Raw genomic sequence first — 20107 nt, forward strand, 5'->3', positions numbered from 1 at the left:
CCTTCATCGCCACGGCAGCCCGGTTGTCAAGGCGGGCGGCCGGGGTTAACCGGGGGCGCATGAACGCAGCCTATCCCGCCCCGTCGCACCCGCTTCGCATCGGCACCCGTGGTTCGGCCCTGGCGCTGGCCCAGGCGCACGAGACGCGCGACCGGCTGATGGCCGCCCATGATCTGCCCGCGGACGCCTTCGAGATCGTGCCCATCAAGACGACCGGGGACCGGATCCTGGACCGCCCCCTGAAGGAGATCGGCGGCAAGGGCCTGTTCACCCGCGAGATCGAGGACGCGCTGCTGGACGGCAGCATCGACATCGCCGTCCATTCCATGAAGGACATGCCGGTGCTGCAGCCCGAGGGGCTGGTCATCGACTGCTACCTGCCGCGCGAGGATGTGCGGGACGGCTTTGTCAGCCGCATCCACCGCTCGATCGCCGAACTGCCGGCGGGAACCCGGGTCGGGTCGTCCAGCCTGCGGCGGCGGGCGCAGTTGATCCACGCGCGGCCGGACCTCGTCGTGGTCGAGTTCCGCGGCAACGTGCAGACGCGGCTGCGCAAGCTGGACGAGGGGGTCGCGGACGCGACATTCCTGGCGATGGCGGGGCTGGCGCGGCTGGGGATGACCGCGGTGGCGGCCGGGGCGGTCGCGCCCGAGGAGATGCTGCCCGCGGTGGCGCAGGGGGCGATCGGGATCGAGCGGCGGGCCGACGACAGCGTTGCGGCGTCGCTGGTCGCGGCGATATCCGACCTGAGCACCACGCTGCGGGTCGAGGCCGAGCGGGCGTTCCTGGCGCGGCTGGACGGGTCCTGCGAGACGCCGATCGCGGGGCTGGCCGAGCTGCAGCCGGACGGAACGCTGCTGCTGCGCGGGCAGATCCTGCTGCCCGACGGGTCGCTGTCGCTGACCGGGGAGCGGCGCGGGGCGGCGCAGGACGGGCCGGCGATGGGGACCGATCTGGCGGATGAGTTGCTGGGGCGCGCGCCGGAGGATTTCTTCGAGCTGATGGGGATCAGCGCCGACCGGGGCTCGCCGCCGGTGGGGCGCTGAGGCCGGAGAGGCGCCCGCGGCGGCCGCGGCGGACGTGCCGCCGTTCAGGCGGTGTTCATGCAGTGTTCACGCATGGTTCATGCAGTTTTCCTGCGCAACCTCAGGCGCCACGCCACCAGCCGCCGGGGCGGGCCACTAGATGTAGTGGAACCCCGCCGGTGCGGCACTAGCGCGGAGGGTGGTCAGTAGCTGCGGAGCAGGCCAACCAGCCGGCCCTGGACGTTGACGCGGTCCTCGGGCAGCACCCGCGTCTCGAAGCTGGTGTTCGCGGCTTCCAGCGCGATCATGCCGCCGCGGCGGCGGAAGCGCTTCAGCGTCGCCTCGGCGCCGTCGACCAGCGCCACGACGATGTCGCCGTTCTCGGCGTGGTCCTGTTCGCGGATGATCACCACGTCGCCATCGTTGATGCCGGCGTCGATCATCGAGTCGCCCCGCACCTCGAGCGCGTAGTGGTGGTCGCGGCCCTTCAGCATCGCGCCGGGCACGGCGATGTGGTGCGACACCTCGGAGATCGCCTCGATCGGGACGCCGGCGGCGATCCGGCCCATCACCGGCAGGTCCACCGCGGGGCTGTCCACGATCGGCATCGCGCCGTGCGGCCGGGGCGGGCGGAAATCGCCCCGGGCCGGGCCGTCGCCGGCGATCACCCGCGGCGTGAAGCCGCCATCGGCGCGGTCGTCGCCGCGCATGTTGTCGGGCAGCCGGATGATTTCCAGCGCCCGGGCGCGGTGCGGCAGGCGGCGGATGAAGCCGCGTTCCTCGAGCGCCGTGACCAGCCGGTGGATGCCCGACTTCGACCGCAGGTCGAGGGCGAGCTTCATCTCGTCGAAGGAGGGCGAGACGCCGTCCCGTGCCATCCGCGCCTGGATGAACTCGAGAAGCTGGATCTGCTTTCTGGTGAGCATGACATGTCGCCTGTTCTGCCGGTCGCGGGATGCTGCGATGTTCGAGGAATGTTCTAGGCGAATCACGGTTTGCCGGTCAAGCCCAAGGTGATTCGGCGCAGAGCGGGTCAGCCCTGTCGCAGCGGCAGATAGCGGACCGGCGCGCCCCGCTGCCGGGCCGGGTCGCCGGGCGGGCGGACCAGCAGCGCGTCGGCCTGCGCCATCAGCGCCAGCCGGGCGCTGTCCTGATCGGGGAACGGGGTGACCACGGCGCCGTCGGGTCCGTGCTGCAGCGTCGCGCGCAGGTAATGCTGCCGGTCGCCCTCGGCCGGCAGGTCGCGGCCCAGGATGCCGTGGCGCAGGTCGGGGCCGCCATCCTGCCCCTGCATCCGGTCCAGCAGCGGCCGCAGGAACAGGGTCGCGCAGACCATCGCCGAGACCGGGTTGCCGGGCAGCCCCAGCATCACCGCGCCGTCCGCCAGACGGCCCGCCATCAGCGGTTTGCCGGGACGCATCCGGACCTTGTAGAAGGCCCGGTCCATGCCGAGATCGGCGGCCACCCGCCCGACCAGATCGTGGTCGCCGACCGAGGCGCCGCCGATCGTCACGATCACGTCGGCGTCGGCGGCATCGGCAAACACCGCCCGCAGGCTGGCCTCGGTATCCCGGGCCAGCGGCATGATCCGCACCTCGGCGCCGGCCTGCCGGGCCAGCGCCGCCACCGCGATGTCGTTCGAACTGATGATCTGCCCGTCGCCGGGATCGGTGCCGGGGGGCACCAGCTCGTCCCCGCCCGCGATCACGGCGACGCGGGGCGGGCGGGCCACGGTGACGCGGGGCAGGTTCATCGCCGCCAGCAGCCCCAGATCGGCGGGGGCGAGGCGGCGGCCCGCGGGCAGGGTGTCGCCTTGGGCAAAGTCGTTGCCGCGCGGCCGGATATGCGGGCCGGTCGCGTCGGCGGCCACGGTGATCGCGTCGCCGTCGCGGGTCACGTGTTCCTGCATCACCACCCGGTCGAAGCCGGGCGGCACCGGCGCGCCGGTGAAGATCCGCAGCGCCGTGCCGGCGGCAGCGTCACCCGACCAGCCGCGCCCGGCCGCGGCCTCGCCCACCACCCGCAGCGGCCCGGGCAGGTCGGCGCTGCGCAGCGCATAGCCGTCCATCGCGGCGGCGTCGAAGGGCGGCTGGGTCATCCGCGACACCGCCGGTTCCAGCAGCACCCGCCCCAGCGCGTCGGCCAGCGCGCAATCCTGCGGCTGCGGGGCGGGGGCAAGGGACAGGACGGCGGCCAGCGCCTCGTCGACCGGGATCATGGCGCGGCCTCGAAGGTGCCGGACTTGCCGCCGGTCTTTCTCAGCAGCCGGACATTCTCGATCCGCATGTCCTTTTGCGCGGCCTTCAGCATGTCGTAGACGGTCAGCGCCGCGACGGTGGCGGCGGTCAGCGCCTCCATCTCGACGCCGGTGCGGCCGGTCGTGCGGGCGGTGGCGGTGATCCGGATGCCGGGCAGCGCCGGGTCGGCGGTCAGGTCCAGCGCCACCTTGTCCAGCGGCAGCGGGTGGCAGAGCGGGATCAGCTCGGCGGTGCGCTTGGCGCCCATGATCCCGGCCAGCCGGGCCACGCCCAGCACGTCGCCCTTGGCCGCGCCGCCCTGGGCCAGCGCCAGGGTTTCGGGCGACATGACCACCGCCGCCTCGGCCACCGCCTCGCGCGCGGTGGCGGTCTTGCCGGAGACGTCGACCATGTGGGCCTGCCCGGCGGCGTCGAAATGGGTCAGGGTCATGCGACCTCCTGCGGGGGGCTGCGGCCGAGGATCGCGCGGGTCGCGGCGGCGACGTCGGGCTGGCGCATCAGGCTTTCGCCGATCAGGAAGCGCCGGATCCCGGCCTCCATCATCCGGGCCAGGTCGTCATGGGTGAACAGGCCACTTTCGCAGATCACGTGGCGGTCGGCGGGGACATGCGGGGCCAGCGTCAGGGTGGTGTCGAGGCTGACCGCAAAGCTGCGCAGGTCGCGGTTGTTGATCCCGATCAGCGGCGAGGCGAGGCGCAGGGCGCGATCCAGCTCGGCGCGGTCATGCACCTCGATCAGCGCGTCCATGCCCCAGTGGCGGGCGGCGTCTTCCAGCTCGGCGGCCAGCGTGTCGTCGACCGAGGCCATGATGATCAGGATGCAGTCGGCGCCCCAGGCCCGCCCCTCGGCCACCTGGTAGGGGTCGTGCAGGAAATCCTTGCGCAGCACCGGCAGGTCGCAGGCGGCGCGGGCGGCGGTCAGGAATTCGGGGGCGCCCTGGAAGCTCGGCCCGTCGGTCAGCACCGACAGGCAGGCGGCGCCGCCGTCCTGATAGGCGCGGGCCAATGCCGGCGGGTCGAAATCGGGGCGGATCAGGCCTTTCGACGGGCTGGCCTTCTTGATCTCGGCGATCAGGGCGGGGCCGGACGACGCGGCGCGGGTCAGGGCGTCGGCGAAGCCGCGCACCGGCGGGGCGGCGCGGGCCGCGTCCTCGACCACCGGCAGGGGGCGGGCGGCGCGGGCCGCGGCGATCTCGGTCAGCTTGTAGCGGCGGATCTTGTCAAGAATGTCCATGCGGGGGTGATACAGGGCCGGGGCGGGGCTGTGCAACGGGGCCGGTTCCGTCGATGCCGGTCCAGTCGATGGCGGGCAGGCCGCGGGACAGCAGCCAGTCGTTGATCCGGCTGAACGGCCGCGACCCGAAGAACCCGCGCCGCGCCGACAGGGGCGAGGGGTGGGCGGTGGCGATCGCCAAATCCCGGTCGCGGGGCAGACCGGACGCGGCGCGCTGGGCGTGGGCGCCCCACAGCAGGAAGGCCACCGGGCCGTGGCGCTGGCTGTCGGCGATGGCCTGCCGGGCCAGGTCGTCCCAGCTCCAGCCGGCATGCGAGCCGGCCCCGTTCGGCGCGACGGATAGTGCCGTGTTGAGCAGCAGCACCCCCTGGCGGGCCCAGGGGGTCAGGTCGCCCGACGCCGGGGCGGCGCCCAGGTCGGCGCGCAGTTCGGCGAAGATGTTGGCGAGCGAGCGGGGCAGCGCCACGCCGGGACTGACCGAGAACGCCAGCCCGTTGGCATGGCCGGGGGTCGGATAGGGATCCTGGCCCAGGATCACGACCCGCACCCCGGAGGGCGCCACCGCCTGCAGCGCGGCAAACACCCGGTCCGGGCCGGGCAGCCAGTCGGCGCCGGACAGGCGGTCGCGGATCGCCGGCCAGCTGTCGGCAAAGAACGGCAGATGCGCCCAAGCGGGCGGCGGTCCGGGTGGGGCCGGGGCGAGGTGAGCCCGAGCCGTGCCGCTTGCCGCGGTCACGGCGCGATCACGGGGCCGGGGCGCCGGTCAGGCGGATCAGGCAGGCCAGCCGGTCGCGGGCGGCGCCGGAATCGATCGCCTCGACGGCCCGCGCCACGCCCTCGCGCAGGTCGGCGGCGACGCCCGCCACCAGCAGCCCGGCGGCGGCGTTCAGCAGCACCGCGTCGCGATAGGCGCCGGGCGCGCCGTCCAGCAGGTCCCGCAGCGCCGCGGCGTTGTGGGCCGGGTCGCCGCCCACGATGCTGTCGAACGGGTGGACCGGCAGGCCCGCATCCTCGGGCGCGATGTCGAATTCGGTGACCTCGCCGTCCCTGAGCTGGGCGACGTGGGACGGTTCGGCGATCGACAGCTCGTCGGTGCCGTCGCCGCCATGCACGATCCAGACCGAGGTCGAGCCCAGCTCGCGCAGCACCTCGGCCATCGGGCGGACCCAGTCGTTGGAGAAGGTGCCGGTCAGCTGCCGGGTCACCCCGGCGGGGTTGGTCATCGGTCCCAGCAGGTTGAAGATGGTGCGGGTCCCCAGCTCGGCCCGGGCCGGGCCAACGTTGCGCATCGACGGGTGGTGCATCGGCGCCATCATGAAGCAGATGCCGCAGTCGGCGATCGCCCGCTGGGCGGCGTCGGGGCTGCCCAGCACGTTCAGCCCCAGGCTGGCCAGCGCGTCGGCGCTGCCCGATTTCGACGACAGGTTGCGGTTGCCGTGCTTGGCGACCGGAACCCCCGCCCCGGCCACCACCAGCGCCGCGGCGGTCGAGATGTTCAGCGTGCCCTTGCCGTCGCCGCCGGTGCCGACGATGTCGATCGCGTCGGCGGGCGCGGTGATCCGGTTCATCCGGGCCCGCATCGCGCGGGCAGCGGCGGCGATTTCCTCGACCGTCTCGCCGCGCACCCGCATCGCCATCAGCAGCCCGCCGATCTGCGCCGGGGTCGCGGCGCCGTCGAACAGCGCGGCAAACGCCGCCTCGGCCTCGTCGGCGGTCAGCGGGCGGCTGGCGGCCAGCCCGATCAGCGGCCGGATGTCGGTCGGATGGTCGGTCATGCGGCGGAACGCCCCGGGGTGGCGCAGCGGCGCAGGAAGGTCTGGATCATGGCGTGCCCGTGTTCGGATCGGATGCTCTCGGGGTGGAACTGCACGCCCTCGATCGGCAGGTCGCGGTGCGCCAGCCCCATGATGCTGCCGTCGGCGGCGGTGGCGGTGACGCGCAGCCCGGCCGGCAGGCTGTCCGGGTCGACGGTCAGCGAGTGGTAGCGGGTCGCCCGCAGCGGCGAGGGCAGGCCGGCGAACAGCCCGGTGCCGTCGTGGTGGATGTCGTCGACCTTGCCGTGCACGATCCGGGCCGCGCGCACGACGCGGCCGCCGAACGCCTCGCCGATCGCCTGATGGCCGAGGCAGACCCCCATCACCGGCACGCCCGCCTCGGCGGCGGCCCGGATCAGCGGCACGATGATCCCGGCCTGGGCCGGGTCGCACGGGCCCGGCGAGATCAGGAGCCCCGCGGCGCCGCGGGCCAGCGCCTCGTCCACGCTCAGCGCGTCGTTGCGCACCACCTCGACCCGGGCGCCCGCCTCGCCCAGGTAGTGAACGAGGTTCCAGGTGAAGCTGTCGTAATTGTCGATCATCAGGATCGGGACGGCGGCGGAAGAGGTCACCGGCCCCAGCACCGGTGGGGACGTCGGAGACGTCCCGGACGGGGCCGCGGGGACCGCGTGCGACGGCCGGGGCGACGGGGACGGGGCAGGCGCGTGCATGGGGGTGGCTCCGCAGGATCGGTGGGCTATAGATGGGCGAAAGCCCGACGGGGGGTCAACCCGCCGCGGGCCGGCATCGGCGACGGACCGGATCAGGGGCGGAATGATGGCAGGCGGATTCTGGACCGGGCTGGTGCATGGAACGGTGCTGTGCGGCGCCGCGCTGGCCGCGCTGTCGCTGGCGGCGCCGGGACCGGAGGGTGAGGGGCCGGACGCGGCGGCATCCGTGGCCGCGCCTGCGGCACCGGAGCCGGGGCCATCGGAGCCGTGGCCGCCGGAATCCGGGCCGGCGGAGTCGGTGACGCGCGCTGATGGCGGCGCCGGCAGGCCCGCCGAGAACCCCGACATGGACTCCGACGCGGACCCCGACGTGGATCCCTTGCCCGAGGCGGCTTCTCCGGCACCCGCGTCGCCTGGACCCGACGACAGCGCCGCTGTGATCGCCGCGCCACCGGCCGATGGCGTGCCGGGTCCGGACCCGCAGGCCGCGGCCGCCGATATCCCATCTGCCGACGGCTCCTCTGAGGAGGCAGAGCCGGGGCCGGCGACCGGCACGCTGCCCGATCCGGTCGGATCGGAATTCGCCCGCGGCACCGATCAGCCGCCGGCCGCACCGCAGCCGCTGGACGCGACGGTGGCCGCGACGGCCAGCCGCGCGCCGACGGTCCCGACCTCGGCCGAGGAACCGGCCCCCGCGGCCGCGCGCAGCCCGGGCGAGCGGCCCGGCGGGGTCGATGCGCCGCAGGCGCCCGCGGCCCCGGCGACGCTGTCGGGGGGACCGGCGCGGCCGGGGGCGGCGGACAGTCCGACGCTGTCCGTGGCCCGCCCGGATCTCGCCCGCGCGCCCGCGGCGGACCGCCTGCCGCGGCAGCAGACCGCCGGCGATGCCGGGGCGGCGGCCACCCCCGACAGCGCCGGGGCGCCGTCTGCGGACGCGGCCGATCCGGACGCCGCGGGAGACGAGCAGGTGCCGGTGACGACGGCCGAGCGCGGCGCAACCGCGCCCGAGGCGGCGGAGGACGAAGATCCGGCGCCGGACGATGCCGGGGATGCCGGGGATGCCGCGGAGACCGCCGCGCAGGACGGGGCCGGTGACGGCGCACGGACCGCCGACCGGCCGCAGGGGAGCGACGGCCCGACGATGGCGCCGCCCACCCCGACGCTCGCCGCGCCGGCGCTGGACTTGTCCACGCCGCCCGATCTTTCCGACCTTCGCGTGATGGACAGGAACTGACATGCTGCCGCTGAACCCCGCCCTTGCCGCCACCTTCCGCCCCCCGGTCATGGAGGCGCGGCGCTGGCTGGAGGGCGTCAGCTTTCCCGCCGAGCGGCCGCTGATCAATGTCAGCCAGGCGGCGCCGGTCGAGCCGCCGCCGGTGCCGCTGCGCCAGGCGGTGGCGGATGCGGCGCTGGAGCGGCCCGAGATGCATCTCTACGGCCCGGTGCTGGGCAGTCCGGAGCTGCGCGACGAGGTCGCGCGCCACTGGACGGCCGCGTATGGCGGCCACGTCACCGCCGGCAACGTTGCCATCACCCAGGGCTGCAACCAGGCGTTCTGCGCGGCGATCGCGTCGCTGGCCGGGGCCGGGGACGAGGTGATCGTGCCGGTGCCGTGGTATTTCAATCACAAGATGTGGCTGGACATGCAGGGCACGACGCTGGTGCCGCTGTCCTGCGGGCAGGGGATGATCCCCGACCCGGCGCAGGCGGCGGCGCTGATCACGCCGCGCACCCGGGCGATCGTGCTGGTCACCCCCAACAATCCCTCGGGCGCCGAATACCCGCCCGAGATCATGCGCGCCTTCTTCGACCTGGCCCGGGACCGCGGCCTTGCCCTGGTCGTGGACGAGACCTATCGCGACTTCGATTCCCGCGGCCATGCCCCGCATGACTTGTTCGCCGACCCGGACTGGGACGACACGCTGATCCAGCTGTATTCCTTTTCCAAGGCCTATCGCCTGACCGGGCACCGGGTCGGGGCGCTGGTCGCCAGCCCCGCGCGGCTGGCCGAGATCGAGAAGTTCCTGGACACGGTGGCGATCTGCACCGGGCAGTTGGGCCAGTTCGCCGCCTTGTGGGGGATGCAGAACCTCGGCGACTGGCTGGCCGCCGAACGGCTGGAGATCCTGCGCCGCCGCGACAGCATGGCCGCGGCGGTGGCGGGGCTGGACGGGTGGCGCCTGAAGGGCTGCGGCGCCTATTTCGCCTGGGTCGAGCATCCGTTCGATCTGTCCTCGGCCGATCTGGCGCCGCGGCTGGTGGGCGAGGCCGGCGTGCTGCTGCTGCCCGGGACGATGTTCATGCCGCAGGCCGATCCGGCCGGGGCGCGGCATGTCCGGATCGCCTTTGCCAATGTGGACCGCGACGGCATCGCCACGCTGATGGACAGGCTGTCGGCCTGGCAGCCCTGAGCCGGCGGACCGGCCCGGGCGCCTGCCGGACCGGCGGCCCCGGCCGGGGTGGGTTGTCCGGCCCGCGGCCCCGCCCTAAAGAATGGCGCGGATGATGAGGGTCGCGGCGGATTGCGCAAGGCGGCCGGGAACGGGGACGACACATGACCAGCACGCGGACCAAGGGCAAGTCGACCATCGTGTGGCTGCTGATGGGCCTGCTGCTGCTGGGGCTGGGCGGCTTTGGCGTCACCAGCTTCTCGGGCAACTCGGCCAGCGACCTGGGGCGGGTCGGGTCCACCCCGGTCGAGGCGGACGACTATCTGCGCACCCTGCAGGCCGACATGCAGGCGTTCTCGGCCCAGACCGGGCAGCCGGTCACCGCCGAGATGGCCCGCCAGATCGGCCTGACCCAGTCCGTGCAGGCGCGGCTGTTCGCCGCCGCCGCGCTGGAGGACGAGGCGCGCCGGCTGGGCCTGTCGGTGGGCGACGAGGCGGTGGCGCGCGAGATCCGGGAGGCGCCGTCCTTCAAGGGGCTGACCGGTCAGTTCGATCCGGCCCGCTATCAGGAACTGCTGCGCAGCGAGGGGCTGACCCCGGCCGAGTTCGAGCATGACGTGCGGATGGACCAGGCCCGCCTGATCCTGCAGCAGGCGATCACCGGCGGGGTGACGGCGGCGCCCGCGATCAGCAAGGGGATCGCCGCCTGGATCCTGGAGACCCGCGACATCGACTGGCAGGAACTGACCGACGGCGATCTGCCCGAGCCGATCGCGCCCCCCGACGAGGCGACGCTGCAGGCGTGGCACGAGGCGAACGGCGACCGTTTCACCGCGCCCGAGACCAGGCAGATCACCTATGCGTGGCTGACCCCGGACATGCTGGTGGACAGTGTCGAACTGGACGAACAGGCGCTGCGGGCGCTGTATGACCAGCAGATCGCCACCTACCAGCAGCCGGAGCGGCGCCTGGTCGATCGGCTGGTCTATCCGGACGAGGCGCAGGCGCGGGACGCCAAGGCCCGGCTGGATGCCGGCCAGGCGACGTTCGAGCAGCTCGCCGCCGAGCGCGGCCTGGAACTGGCCGACATCGATCTGGGCGAGGTCACCGAGCAGGAGCTGGGGGCGGCCGGCGCGCCGGTCTTTGCGCTGGACCAGCCGGCGGTCGTCGGGCCGGTGATGACCGATCTGGGCCCGGCGCTGTTCTCGATGAACGCGATCCTCGAGGCGGTGGACGTGCCGTTCGAGCAGGCCGCCGAGGAGCTGCGGGCCGAGGCGGCGCTGGACGCGGCGCGGCGCCAGATCGACGACCAGCTGTCGGGCTACGAGGACCTGCTGGCCGGCGGCGCCAGCCTGGAGGACATGGCCGAGGAAACCCCCATGCAGCTGGGCGAGATCGCCTGGTCCGCCGAGATGGACGAGACCCAGGACAGCATCGCCGCCTATCCGGCGTTCCGGGAGCGCGCCGCCGCCCTGACCGACAAGGATTTCCCCGAGCTGCACCAGCTGGACGACGGCGGCGTGTTCGCGCTGCGGCTGGACGGGGTGACGCCGCCCGCGGTGATCCCGTTCAACGAAGTGCGCGACGCGGTGCTGGCCGACTGGACGGCGGCTGAACGCCGCCGCCGCCTGCAGGCGGTGGCCGAGGAACGCAGGCTGATGCTGATGGCGCAGGACGAAGCGCCGGCGCCGCCCGCGGCCGACGCGGCGCCAGCGGCCGCCAGCGGGTCGCCGACCACGCCGCCCGCCGCGTCCGCACCCACGGCGACGGACGGGACCGGTGCTGCGCCCGGCGCGCGGCCACAACTGGTCAGCGCCACGGGCATCCTGCGCGACGGCGTGATCGAGGCCGCCGCCCCCGCGGTGGTGACCGCGGCGTTCGACATGGACGAACCCGGCGAGGCCGAGGTGGTCACCGCCGGCGACCGGGTGTTCCTGGTCCGGCTGGCGGACGTGCACGCGGCGGACCTGAACCGCGACGACGCGCAGCAGACCGTGTCCGCGGTGGCCGAGCGGGTGGCGGCGTCGCTGCAGGGCGACCTGTTCGAATACCACACCCGCGCCGTGCAGGCGGAAAACGGGGTGGAGCTGAACGCGGCCGCGCTGGCGGCGGCGAACGCCCGCCTGCAGTGATGGACCTGTCGCCCGATTTCGACGCCTTTGCCGCCGGCTGGGCGCAGGGGCGCAACCAGCTGGTCACCGTCAGCCTGCCCGCCGATCTGGACACGCCGGTCAGCCTGATGCTGAAGCTGGCCGACGCGCAGCCGCACAGCTTCGTCCTGGAAAGCGTGACCGGCGGCGAGGTGCGCGGCCGCTATTCCATCGTGGGCATGAAGCCCGACTTGGTCTGGGAATGCCGCGACGGGCAGGCCCGCATCAACCGGCGGGCCCGCTATGCCGATAGCTTCGACGCCGACGACCGGCCGGCGCTGGACAGCCTGCGCGCCCTGCTGGCCGAAAGCCGGATCGAGATGCCCGGGGGCATTCCGCCGGTGGCGGCGGGGCTGTTCGGTTATCTGGGCTATGACATGATCCGGCTGGTCGAGCACCTGCCGGACGTGAACCCGGACCCGATCGGAACCCCCGATGCGATGCTGATGCGCCCGTCGGTGGTCGCGGTGCTGGACGGGGTCAAGGGCGAGGTGACCCTGTGCGCGCCGGCCTGGCACGATTCCGGGATGCCCGCCCGCGTCGCCTATGGGCAGGCGGCCGAACGGGTGATGGAGGCGCTGCGCAGCCTGGACCGGCTGCCGGCCGAACACCGGCCGCTTGGCCCGACCGCCACGGTGGGCGAGCCGCGGTCGAACATCGGCCACGATGCCTATCTGGCGGCGGTCGCGCGCGCCAAGGACTACATCCGCGCGGGCGACATCTTCCAGGTGGTGCCGTCGCAACGCTGGGCGCTGGATTTTCCGCTGCCGCCCTTCGCGCTGTACCGGTCGCTGCGCCGCACCAACCCGTCGCCCTTCATGTTCTTCCTGAACATGCAGAGCGACAGCGGCGGGTTCCAGATCGTGGGCGCCAGCCCCGAGATCCTGGTGCGTCTGCGCGACGGCGAGGTCACGATCCGGCCGATCGCCGGCACACGGCCGCGCGGCGCCACGCCCGATCAGGACCGCGCCAACGAGGCCGAGTTGCTGGCCGACGAAAAGGAGCTGGCCGAGCATCTGATGCTGCTGGACCTCGGCCGCAACGATGTGGCGCGGGTGTCGCGGATCGGCACCGTGCGCCCGACCGAGGAATTCGTCATCGAACGCTACAGCCACGTCATGCACATCGTGTCGAACGTGGTGGGCGAGCTGAACGTCGGCGAGGACGCGCTGTCGGCGCTGCTGTCGGGGCTGCCGGCGGGGACCGTCAGCGGCGCCCCCAAGGTGCGGGCGATGCAGATCATCGACGAGCTGGAACCCGAGAAGCGCGGGATTTATGGCGGCGCGGTCGGCTATTTCGCCGCAAATGGCGAGATGGACATGTGCATCGCGCTGCGCACCGGGGTGATCAAGGATGGCACGCTGTACGTCCAGGCGGGCGGCGGTGTGGTCCATGACAGCGACCCGGAATCCGAGTTCCAGGAGACGCTGAACAAGTCGCGCGCCCTGATCCGCGCGGCCGAGGGGGCGGCGCGCTTTGTCCGCGGCGGCGGCTGAGATCAGCCTGACGCCGTGGGCCGTGCTGCGCCGCGGCGCTGCGCGGCGTCGGAACCCGGGTCGGTCGGCATCGGTTGTGTCCGGAAAGGAGACTGCGATGACAGCGAACCAGCCGCGTGACCCCAACAAGGTCCCCGCCGAGGGCGGCATCCTGAACGACGAGGGCGAAGGCGACGCCGTGCGCGAGGGGATCCCCGGGAACGGCACCCGCTCGACCGAGCCGCAGGGCCCGCAGGACATGACCGGCGGCGCGACCCCGCCGACCGCCTGACCTTCACCCCCCACAGAAAGGAACAGCGCATGGGCAACCTTCCCTTCGAACGCACCCGCTACAGCCCGGTGCAGGACGTCACCCCCGAGGAGGCGGAGAAGAACAAGCAGAAGATGAACATCGAACAGGCGATCCAGGAACGCACCGACGAGAAGGCGCCGGACACCGGCCCGACCCCCACCTCGGGTCAGGGCGAGGGCGGCGGCGACGTCTGATCTCCGGGACACTGGACAAAGCGGGCGGCAGCGAGACTGCCGCCCGTTTTTTCTGTCGCGGCACATGCGGTCCCGGTGAGGGGGTTGGGTGCGCGGCGAAACGTCCGGCAATCCGGCCGAGGGTAGGCGGTTGTTCCGGGAGGATTTCGCGTCCGCAGGACAGGTATCGCGGACGTAGGGACCCATAGCGGATGACGTCCTTATATCTTCCGAGCTATGGCGGTTTGACGGAAAGATATTCTAATCTTGGGGCACCAGTCGTCAGAGGTGACCCATGTCGAAACCGTTCACGCCAACGCAGCAGAAACCGGCGGTGCTGACCGCCAATGCCCTGCGGGACGGCCGCTGCGTGTGGTGGACGCAGGACGGATGGTCCGCCGATCCGCGCGCCGCGACCTTGTTCGACGATCCCGCCTGCGCCGAGGCGGCGCTGCAGCAGGCCGAGGCGCAGGCCGACCTCGTGGTGGGCTCGTATCTGGTCGAGGCAAGGCGCGGCCCCGCGGGGGCCGAACCCGTGCATTTCCGCGAAGCCTTCCGGCAGCGCGGGCCGTCGGTCGAACCGGCCGCGCAGCAGATCGCGGCGCAGCTGTCCGTCGCCTCCCTCCAACCATCAGCCGCATCCAGGGGGCATCATGTTTGACGCGGGCCATGACGAGAACGCCTATCTGCGCCACCGTGCCGCGCAGTTCCGCGACCAGGTCAGGCGCCGCATCGACGGCGCGCTGACCGAGGACGAGTTCCGGCCGCTGCGGCTGATGAACGGCGTCTATCTGCAACTGCACGCCTACATGCTGCGGGTGGCCATCCCCTATGGCACGATCAGCCCCCGGCAGATGCGGGCGCTGGCCGTTCTGGCCGAGCGGTACGACCGCGGCTACGGCCATTTCACCACCCGCCAGAACATCCAGTTCCACTGGCCGCGGCTGGTCGACATCCCCGACATGCTGGACATCCTGGCCGAGGTCGGGCTGCACGCCATCCAGACCAGCGGCAACACGATCCGCAATGTCACCACCGACGCCTTTGCCGGGGCCGGCCCCGACGAGGTCGCCGATCCCCGCCCCTGGGCCGAGCTGCTGCGGTTCTGGTCGACCGACCACGCCGAGTTCCAGTTCCTGCCGCGCAAGTTCAAGATCGCGATTTCCGGCGGCGAGGCGGATCGGGCCCTGATCCCGGCCCATGACATCGGCCTGCGGCTGGCCCGGCAGGACGGCCAGATCGGGTTCGAGGTGTGGATCGGCGGCGGGCTGGGGCGCACCCCGCTGCTGGGCCAGATCGTGCGGCCGTTCCTGGCGGCCGGCGACCTGTTGCCCTATGTCGAGGCGATCCTGGCGGCCTACAACCTCAGCGGCCGGCGCGACAACAAGTACAAGGCACGGCTGAAGATCACCGTGGCCGAGCGCGGGCTGGACGTGCTGCGCGACGAGATCGAGGCCGAGTTCCTGCGCCGGCGCGCCGAGTTCCCGGGGATCGACCCGACCGTGCTGGCCGGCTTTGCCGAGCGGTTTGCGCCGCCGGCGTTCCGCGACGCCGACGACGCGGCCTATGATGCGGCCCGGGGCCGCGATCCGGTGTTCCGGTCCTGGTCCGACACCAACCTGTCGCCGCACCGCGCGCCAAGCCACGCCAGCGTCACCGTGACGCTGAAGGCGCCGGGGGCCACGCCGGGGGATGTCACCGCCGGGCAGATGCGGCTGCTGGCCGATCTGGCCGAGCAGTACGGCTATGGCGACCTGCGGATCGCCCATGACCAGAACGTGGTCCTGCCGCATGTGCATCGCGGCGACCTGCCGGCGCTGCATGCGCAACTGCGCAGCGCCGGGCTGGGCACCGCCAATGCGGGCCGCCTGACCGACATGATCGCCTGCCCGGGGATGGATTTCTGCACCCTGGCCACGGCGCGGTCAATCCCGATCGCCCACGACATCGCCGCCTATGTCCGCGGCCGCGACCTGGATGACGAGATCGGCGATTTCGACCTGCGCATCTCGGGCTGCATCAATGCCTGCGGCCACCATCATCTGGGCCATGTCGGGATCCTGGGTCTGGACCGCGCGGGAGAGGAGAACTACCAGATCACCCTGGGCGGCGACGGCTATGACCAGCCGGCGATCGGGGAACGCGCCGGCCCCGGCTTTCCGGCCGACGAGGTGGTGCCGGCGCTGGGCCGGTTGCTGGACGCCTACCTGGTCCTGCGCGATGCGCCGGAAGAACGCTTCATCGACGCGCTGCGGCGGCTGGGTCCGGGGCCCTTCCGTCAGGCGCTGTATGGGGATGCAGATGCTTGACGTCGCGATCCACGACCGGGCACGGGGGCTGAACGACCGGTTCCGCCATCACGCCGCCATCGAGGTGCTGCGCCATGCCGCGGCCGATCCGGCGGTCGGGCGGCTGGCGCTGGTCAGTTCCTTTGGCGCGGAATCGGTCGTGCTGCTGCACATGCTGTCGGTGGTCGCGCCGGCCACGCCGGTGCTGTTCGTCGACACGCTCATGCTGTTTCCCGAAACGCTCGCCTATCAGCGCGACATCGCCGAACGGCTGCCGCTGACCGACATCAGGGTGATCCGGGCCGAGCCCGCGGCGCTCGCCGCGGGCGACCCCAGTGGCACGCTGCACGGGCGCGACAGCGACGCCTGCTGCGCCCTGCGCAAGGTCGCGCCGCTGGAAGCGGCACTGGCGGAGTTCGACGCCTGGATCAGCGGGCGCAAGCGTTTTCAGGGCGGTGAACGGCAGGAGCTCGACTTCTTCGAAGTGGAATCCCCGGTTCGGCTGCGGGTCAATCCGCTGGCCCACTGGCGGCCGCAGGACGTGCGCGACTATATCGTCGAGAATGGCCTGCCGGTGCATCCGCTGGTCGCGCGGGGCTATCCCTCGATCGGCTGCGCGCCCTGCACGTCGCCGGTTGCGGCGGGCGAGGATCCGCGCGCCGGGCGCTGGCGCGGTGCGGCCAAGACCGAATGCGGCATCCACTTCATCGGCGGCCGCGCCACCCAGGCGCCTTCGGACGCTCCCGCGCCGGAAGTCGCCGCCACCACCCCCGCCAGCCACGACATGCCGGAAACTAGAACCATGACCATGATTGCCGACACACCCCTTCTGGTCCGCGACGACGGGTTTCACCCGATCGCCGAGGACCCGGATGTCGTCCTGCCCCCCGACAGCGATCCGGCCGATCTGGGCGACCACCTGCACCATGCGGTGATCGCGGTGGAATTCCCGTCGATGCCGGACGGGCGCGGGTTCACCCTGGCCCGCCAGCTGCGGGCGCGAGGTTATGCCGGGTGCCTTCGTGCCACCGGCGGGCTGATCGCCGACCAGTACGCGATGGCGCGGCGGGTCGGGTTCGACGAGGTCGAGATTTCCGCCGCGCTGGCCCGGCGCCAGCCCCCCGAACAATGGCGTGCCCGCGCGGACTGGCATGCCTGGGACCACCGTGCCCGCCTGACCGGAGAATTGACGCGATGAACCAGATCACACAACTGGCCAGCGCCCGCCCGGTTGCGGGGCCGAGATCCGACCTGCAGACGGTGACGCATGTGCGGCACTGGACGGACTGGCTGTTCTCGTTCCGGGTGACGCGGCCGGCGAGCCTGCGGTTCCGGTCGGGCGAGTTCGTGATGATCGGGCTGCCCGACGACGCCGGCAAGCCGATCCTGCGGGCCTATTCGATCGCCTCGCCGGCCTGGGACGACGAGCTGGAGTTCTATTCGATCAAGGTGCCGGACGGGCCGCTGACCTCGCGGCTGCAGCATATTCGCCCCGGCGACCCGATCATCCTGCGACCCAAGCCGGTCGGCACGCTGGTGCTGGACGCGCTGCTGCCCGGCCAACGGCTGTGGCTGCTGGCGACCGGCACCGGGATCGCGCCCTTCGCGTCGCTGCTGCGCGACCCCGACACCTACGGGCGCTATGCGCAGGTGGTGCTGATGCACACCTGCCGGACCGAGGCCGAGCTGGCCTATGGGCGCGACCTGGTCGCGGGGCTGGAGGACGACCCGCTGCTGGCCGAGCTGTTCGGCGAGGGCTTTGCGGACCGGCTGCTCTACTATCCCACCACCACGCGCGAGCCGTCGGCGCGGATGGGGCGGATCACCGACACCCTGCGCTCGGGCCGGGTGTTCGCCGACCTCGGCCTGCCGCCGATGAACGCGGCGGACGACCGGGCGATGGTGTGCGGGTCGCTGCCGTTCAACCTGGACGTCAAGGCGGTGCTGGAGGGCTTCGGCCTGCACGAGGGCGCCAACAGCGACCCGCGCGAGTTCGTGGTGGAAAAGGCCTTCGTCGGCGAGGGGGTCTGAGGGCAGTAGGCGGGCGGCCGGGAGGCGGGTGAGATGCCGGTCAGTCCGCCTCCGGCGCGTCCGGTTCGACGACCAGCGCCCCCTTCCACGCCCCGGCCGCGACGGTGTCGTGGATGTGGCTGACGATGATCTCGGCGAACCGCCGGGTCAGGTGGCTGCGCTGCACTTCGGGCAGCCACAGCACCAGGGTGCGCCGCAGGTCGGGGCTGGTGATCGGCCTGGCCGTCACCCGCCCGTCGCGCAGCCGCTGGTCGACCGAGTTCAGCGACAGGATCGTGCGCGCGCCGCCGCGCTCGACGAAGTTCAGCATCGCCGACACGATGTCGACCTCCAGATAGACATCCGGGATCAGCCCGCGCGCCGCCGCCGCCAGATCGATCAGCTGCCGCAGCCCGTGCGCCGGGCTGGGCAGGATCAGCGGCTTGCCGAACGCCTCGGCGAAGCTCACCGGCTCGTCGGTCCGCCCGTCCCCGGGTGGGCCGATCAGATACAGATGTTCCTGCAGCAGCGTCGTGGCGCGGGGGCTGCGCGCCGCCGTGATCTCGTAGGTGACGCCCACGTCGATCGAGCCGCGCTGCAGCCAGTCGCGCACATGGCCGGTGAAACCCGACGCGATGCGCAGCCTGCACAGCGGGTATTCCGCCAGGAACCGGTCGATCAGCGGTGTGGCGATGGTTTCCGCCAGCGCCGGCGGCAGCCCCAGCGTCACGGTGCCGCGCAGTTCCCCGTCGCGGCCCGACACCTCGCGCACGATCTGGTCGGCCTGGTCCAGCAGGTCGCGGCCGCGCAGCGACAGCATCTCGCCCTCGGGGGTGGGGCTGACGCCGCGGCCATGCCGGTGCAGCAGCGTGACGCCGAGTTCGTGTTCCAGCGCCTTGACCTGCCGGGTCAGGGCCGGCTGGGCCACGTTCAGCCGTTCGGCCGCCGAGGTGATGCTGCCGAGCCGGCAGATTTCGACAAAGTTGCGCAGCTGACGCAGGTCCATGATGCTGCCCTAGTATCGCTGAAATGCTGCCGCTGCATTTCAAATCTGCAGCGGCGTTTGCAACACCTGTCGGAGTGGGAGAGACTGGCAAGCGTGCCGCCGTCGCGCGGGCACGCAAGACCAACGAACAAAACGATCAGGGAGGAAAGCGCATGGATTTTGCGAGAATGATGACGACCGGCCGGCTGATGATGTCCGCGGCCGCGCTGGCGGTGGCCGGGTCGGCCGCGGTGGCGCAGGAGCTGCCGGACACGATGATCTGGACGGCCTATGACGTCGGCTCGGCCGGCTATGCCGAGGCGTCCGCCATTGCCGACGCGTTCGGCCAGAAATACGGCACCAAGGTCCGCATCCAGCCGTCCGGCAGCGGCATCGGCCGGCTGCAGCCTCTGCTGCAGGGGCGGGCCGATTACGGGTTCCTGTCGACCGAGACCTTCTTCCTCGCCGAAGGCGACTATGACTTCGCAACGCCCGAATTCGGGCCGACCGAGCTGCGGGCGGTAGCCGGCCGTCCGGCCTCGATCACCATGGTCGCCGCAGCCGACGCGGGCATCGAGACGATCGCCGATGCCAAGGGCAAGCGGGCCGCGTTCATCGCCGGCAACCCGTCGATCAACGTCAAGTGCGAGGCGATCCTGGCGTTCGGCGGGCTGACGCTGGATGACGTCGAGGTCGTCATGTTCCCGACCTATGCCGCCGCGATGAGTTCGATGACCAAGAACGAATCGGACTTTACCTGCACCACGCCGACCACCAGCCAGCTTTACGAGCTGGCGGAATCGCCGCGGGGCATCAAGTGGGTGCCGCTGGACCCGAACAATGCCGAGGCCTGGGCAAAGCTGGACGGCATCCTGCCGATCATGGGCCATTTCGAGGAGGACATCGCCGCCGGGCTGGAGCCGGGCGAGAAGGTCGACATGGCCTCGTATCGCTATCCGGTGATCGCCACGACCAAGGACAAGTCCGCCGACGAGGTCTATGCGTTCATCAAGGCGCTGGACGAGACCTTCGACATGTACAAGTCCGGCACCGCCACGATGGGCCGCTGGGCGCTGGAACAGTCGGGCGTGCCGCCGATCGACGTGCCGTTCCACGAGGGCGCGATCCGCTACCTGAAGGAAAAGGGCATCTGGACCGCCGAACATGACGCCTGGAACGAGGAGCGGACCCGGCGCATGGATGCCCTGGTCGCCGCCTGGGGCGAATTCAAGGCGGCCAATCCCGACCTGTCGGGCGAGGAATTCGCCACGCAGTGGAATGCCAGGCAGGACGAGGTTCTGGCGTCCCTGAACTGACGGCTG

At 72.2% G+C, this 20107-nt stretch carries 20 protein-coding genes and 1 pseudogene; 13 read left to right on the forward strand and 8 right to left on the reverse strand.

What is annotated here, in order from left to right; all coding sequences use genetic code 11:
* Positions 1-59: 59 nt before the first annotated feature.
* Entirely contained in the window at positions 60-1046 is a 987-nt protein-coding gene (hemC, locus tag Q0938_RS08485; protein ID WP_299360937.1) for a hydroxymethylbilane synthase, read from the forward strand.
* A gap of 182 nt (positions 1047-1228) precedes the next feature.
* Here the strand turns inward: hemC and lexA are convergent, their stop codons facing one another.
* The 7 genes from lexA to Q0938_RS08520 all read right to left on the reverse strand — a co-directional run bounded on the left by lexA (position 1229) and on the right by Q0938_RS08520 (position 6872).
* Positions 1229-1951, reverse strand: a complete 723-nt coding sequence (lexA, locus tag Q0938_RS08490; protein ID WP_299360938.1) for a transcriptional repressor LexA — start codon at positions 1949-1951, stop codon at positions 1229-1231.
* A 107-nt stretch (positions 1952-2058) separates the two neighbouring features.
* On the reverse strand, positions 2059-3243 hold the full coding sequence (gene glp, locus Q0938_RS08495) for a gephyrin-like molybdotransferase Glp (RefSeq protein ID WP_299360939.1): 1185 nt from the start codon (positions 3241-3243) through the stop codon (positions 2059-2061).
* Entirely contained in the window at positions 3240-3713 is a 474-nt protein-coding gene (moaC, locus tag Q0938_RS08500; protein WP_299360940.1) for a cyclic pyranopterin monophosphate synthase MoaC, read from the reverse strand. Before moaC ends, glp begins: the two co-directional genes overlap by 4 nt.
* Entirely contained in the window at positions 3710-4516 is an 807-nt protein-coding gene (gene trpC / locus Q0938_RS08505; RefSeq protein WP_299360941.1) for an indole-3-glycerol phosphate synthase TrpC, read from the reverse strand. Before trpC ends, moaC begins: the two co-directional genes overlap by 4 nt.
* Positions 4503-5252, reverse strand: a complete 750-nt coding sequence (locus Q0938_RS08510) for a uracil-DNA glycosylase (RefSeq protein ID WP_299360943.1) — start codon at positions 5250-5252, stop codon at positions 4503-4505. Before Q0938_RS08510 ends, trpC begins: the two co-directional genes overlap by 14 nt.
* 7 nt (positions 5253-5259) lie before the next feature.
* Entirely contained in the window at positions 5260-6291 is a 1032-nt protein-coding gene (gene trpD / locus Q0938_RS08515) for an anthranilate phosphoribosyltransferase (RefSeq protein WP_299360945.1), read from the reverse strand.
* Positions 6288-6872 carry an aminodeoxychorismate/anthranilate synthase component II gene (locus tag Q0938_RS08520; protein ID WP_299361171.1) on the reverse strand — a complete coding sequence of 195 codons (585 nt, stop codon included), beginning with the start codon at positions 6870-6872 and terminating at the stop codon, positions 6288-6290. The genes trpD and Q0938_RS08520 overlap by 4 nt, the downstream gene beginning before the upstream one ends.
* Positions 6873-7107: 235 nt before the next feature.
* On the opposite strand from Q0938_RS08520, the gene Q0938_RS08525 reads away from it, so the two are divergent.
* The 11 genes and pseudogenes from Q0938_RS08525 to Q0938_RS08575 all read left to right on the forward strand — a co-directional run bounded on the left by Q0938_RS08525 (position 7108) and on the right by Q0938_RS08575 (position 17821).
* On the forward strand, positions 7108-8235 hold the full coding sequence (locus tag Q0938_RS08525) for a hypothetical protein (RefSeq protein WP_299360946.1): 1128 nt from the start codon (positions 7108-7110) through the stop codon (positions 8233-8235).
* A gap of 1 nt (position 8236) precedes the next feature.
* Entirely contained in the window at positions 8237-9412 is a 1176-nt protein-coding gene (locus Q0938_RS08530; protein WP_299360948.1) for an aminotransferase, read from the forward strand.
* Positions 9413-9555: 143 nt separating this feature from the next.
* Complete coding sequence (locus Q0938_RS08535) at positions 9556-11523, forward strand: peptidylprolyl isomerase (RefSeq protein WP_299360950.1); 1968 nt, start codon at positions 9556-9558, stop codon at positions 11521-11523.
* Complete coding sequence (gene trpE, locus Q0938_RS08540; protein ID WP_299360951.1) at positions 11523-13037, forward strand: anthranilate synthase component I; 1515 nt, start codon at positions 11523-11525, stop codon at positions 13035-13037. Before Q0938_RS08535 ends, trpE begins: the two co-directional genes overlap by 1 nt.
* A gap of 97 nt (positions 13038-13134) precedes the next feature.
* A complete protein-coding gene (locus Q0938_RS08545; protein ID WP_299360952.1) occupies positions 13135-13308 on the forward strand; it encodes a hypothetical protein in 174 nt (57 codons plus the stop codon).
* Positions 13309-13337: 29 nt separating this feature from the next.
* Entirely contained in the window at positions 13338-13523 is a 186-nt protein-coding gene (locus tag Q0938_RS08550; protein ID WP_299360953.1) for a hypothetical protein, read from the forward strand.
* 274 nt (positions 13524-13797) lie between these two features.
* Positions 13798-14163 carry a DUF2849 domain-containing protein gene (locus Q0938_RS08555; protein ID WP_299360955.1) on the forward strand — a complete coding sequence of 122 codons (366 nt, stop codon included), beginning with the start codon at positions 13798-13800 and terminating at the stop codon, positions 14161-14163.
* On the forward strand, positions 14156-15811 hold the full coding sequence (locus tag Q0938_RS08560) for a nitrite/sulfite reductase (RefSeq protein ID WP_299360956.1): 1656 nt from the start codon (positions 14156-14158) through the stop codon (positions 15809-15811). Before Q0938_RS08555 ends, Q0938_RS08560 begins: the two co-directional genes overlap by 8 nt.
* A pseudogene (locus Q0938_RS08565) lies at positions 15804-16511 on the forward strand (phosphoadenylyl-sulfate reductase); the annotation flags it as partial. The gene Q0938_RS08560 and the pseudogene Q0938_RS08565, both read left to right, overlap by 8 nt.
* An 87-nt stretch (positions 16512-16598) precedes the next feature.
* A complete protein-coding gene (locus Q0938_RS08570) occupies positions 16599-16988 on the forward strand; it encodes a DUF934 domain-containing protein (RefSeq protein ID WP_299361173.1) in 390 nt (129 codons plus the stop codon).
* Positions 16985-17821 carry a ferredoxin--NADP reductase gene (locus Q0938_RS08575; protein ID WP_299360957.1) on the forward strand — a complete coding sequence of 279 codons (837 nt, stop codon included), beginning with the start codon at positions 16985-16987 and terminating at the stop codon, positions 17819-17821. The genes Q0938_RS08570 and Q0938_RS08575 overlap by 4 nt, the downstream gene beginning before the upstream one ends.
* A 40-nt stretch (positions 17822-17861) precedes the next feature.
* On the opposite strand, the gene Q0938_RS08580 is transcribed toward Q0938_RS08575, so the two are convergent.
* Positions 17862-18806: a LysR family transcriptional regulator gene (locus Q0938_RS08580; RefSeq protein ID WP_299360958.1), complete on the reverse strand. Its 945-nt coding sequence runs from the start codon at positions 18804-18806 to the stop codon at positions 17862-17864.
* 152 nt (positions 18807-18958) lie between these two features.
* On the opposite strand from Q0938_RS08580, the gene Q0938_RS08585 reads away from it, so the two are divergent.
* A complete protein-coding gene (locus Q0938_RS08585; protein WP_299360959.1) occupies positions 18959-20101 on the forward strand; it encodes a TAXI family TRAP transporter solute-binding subunit in 1143 nt (380 codons plus the stop codon).
* Positions 20102-20107 lie beyond the last annotated feature (6 nt).

The organism is uncultured Paracoccus sp., from assembly GCF_947496875.1.
Classification (GTDB): Bacteria; Pseudomonadota; Alphaproteobacteria; order Rhodobacterales; family Rhodobacteraceae; genus Paracoccus.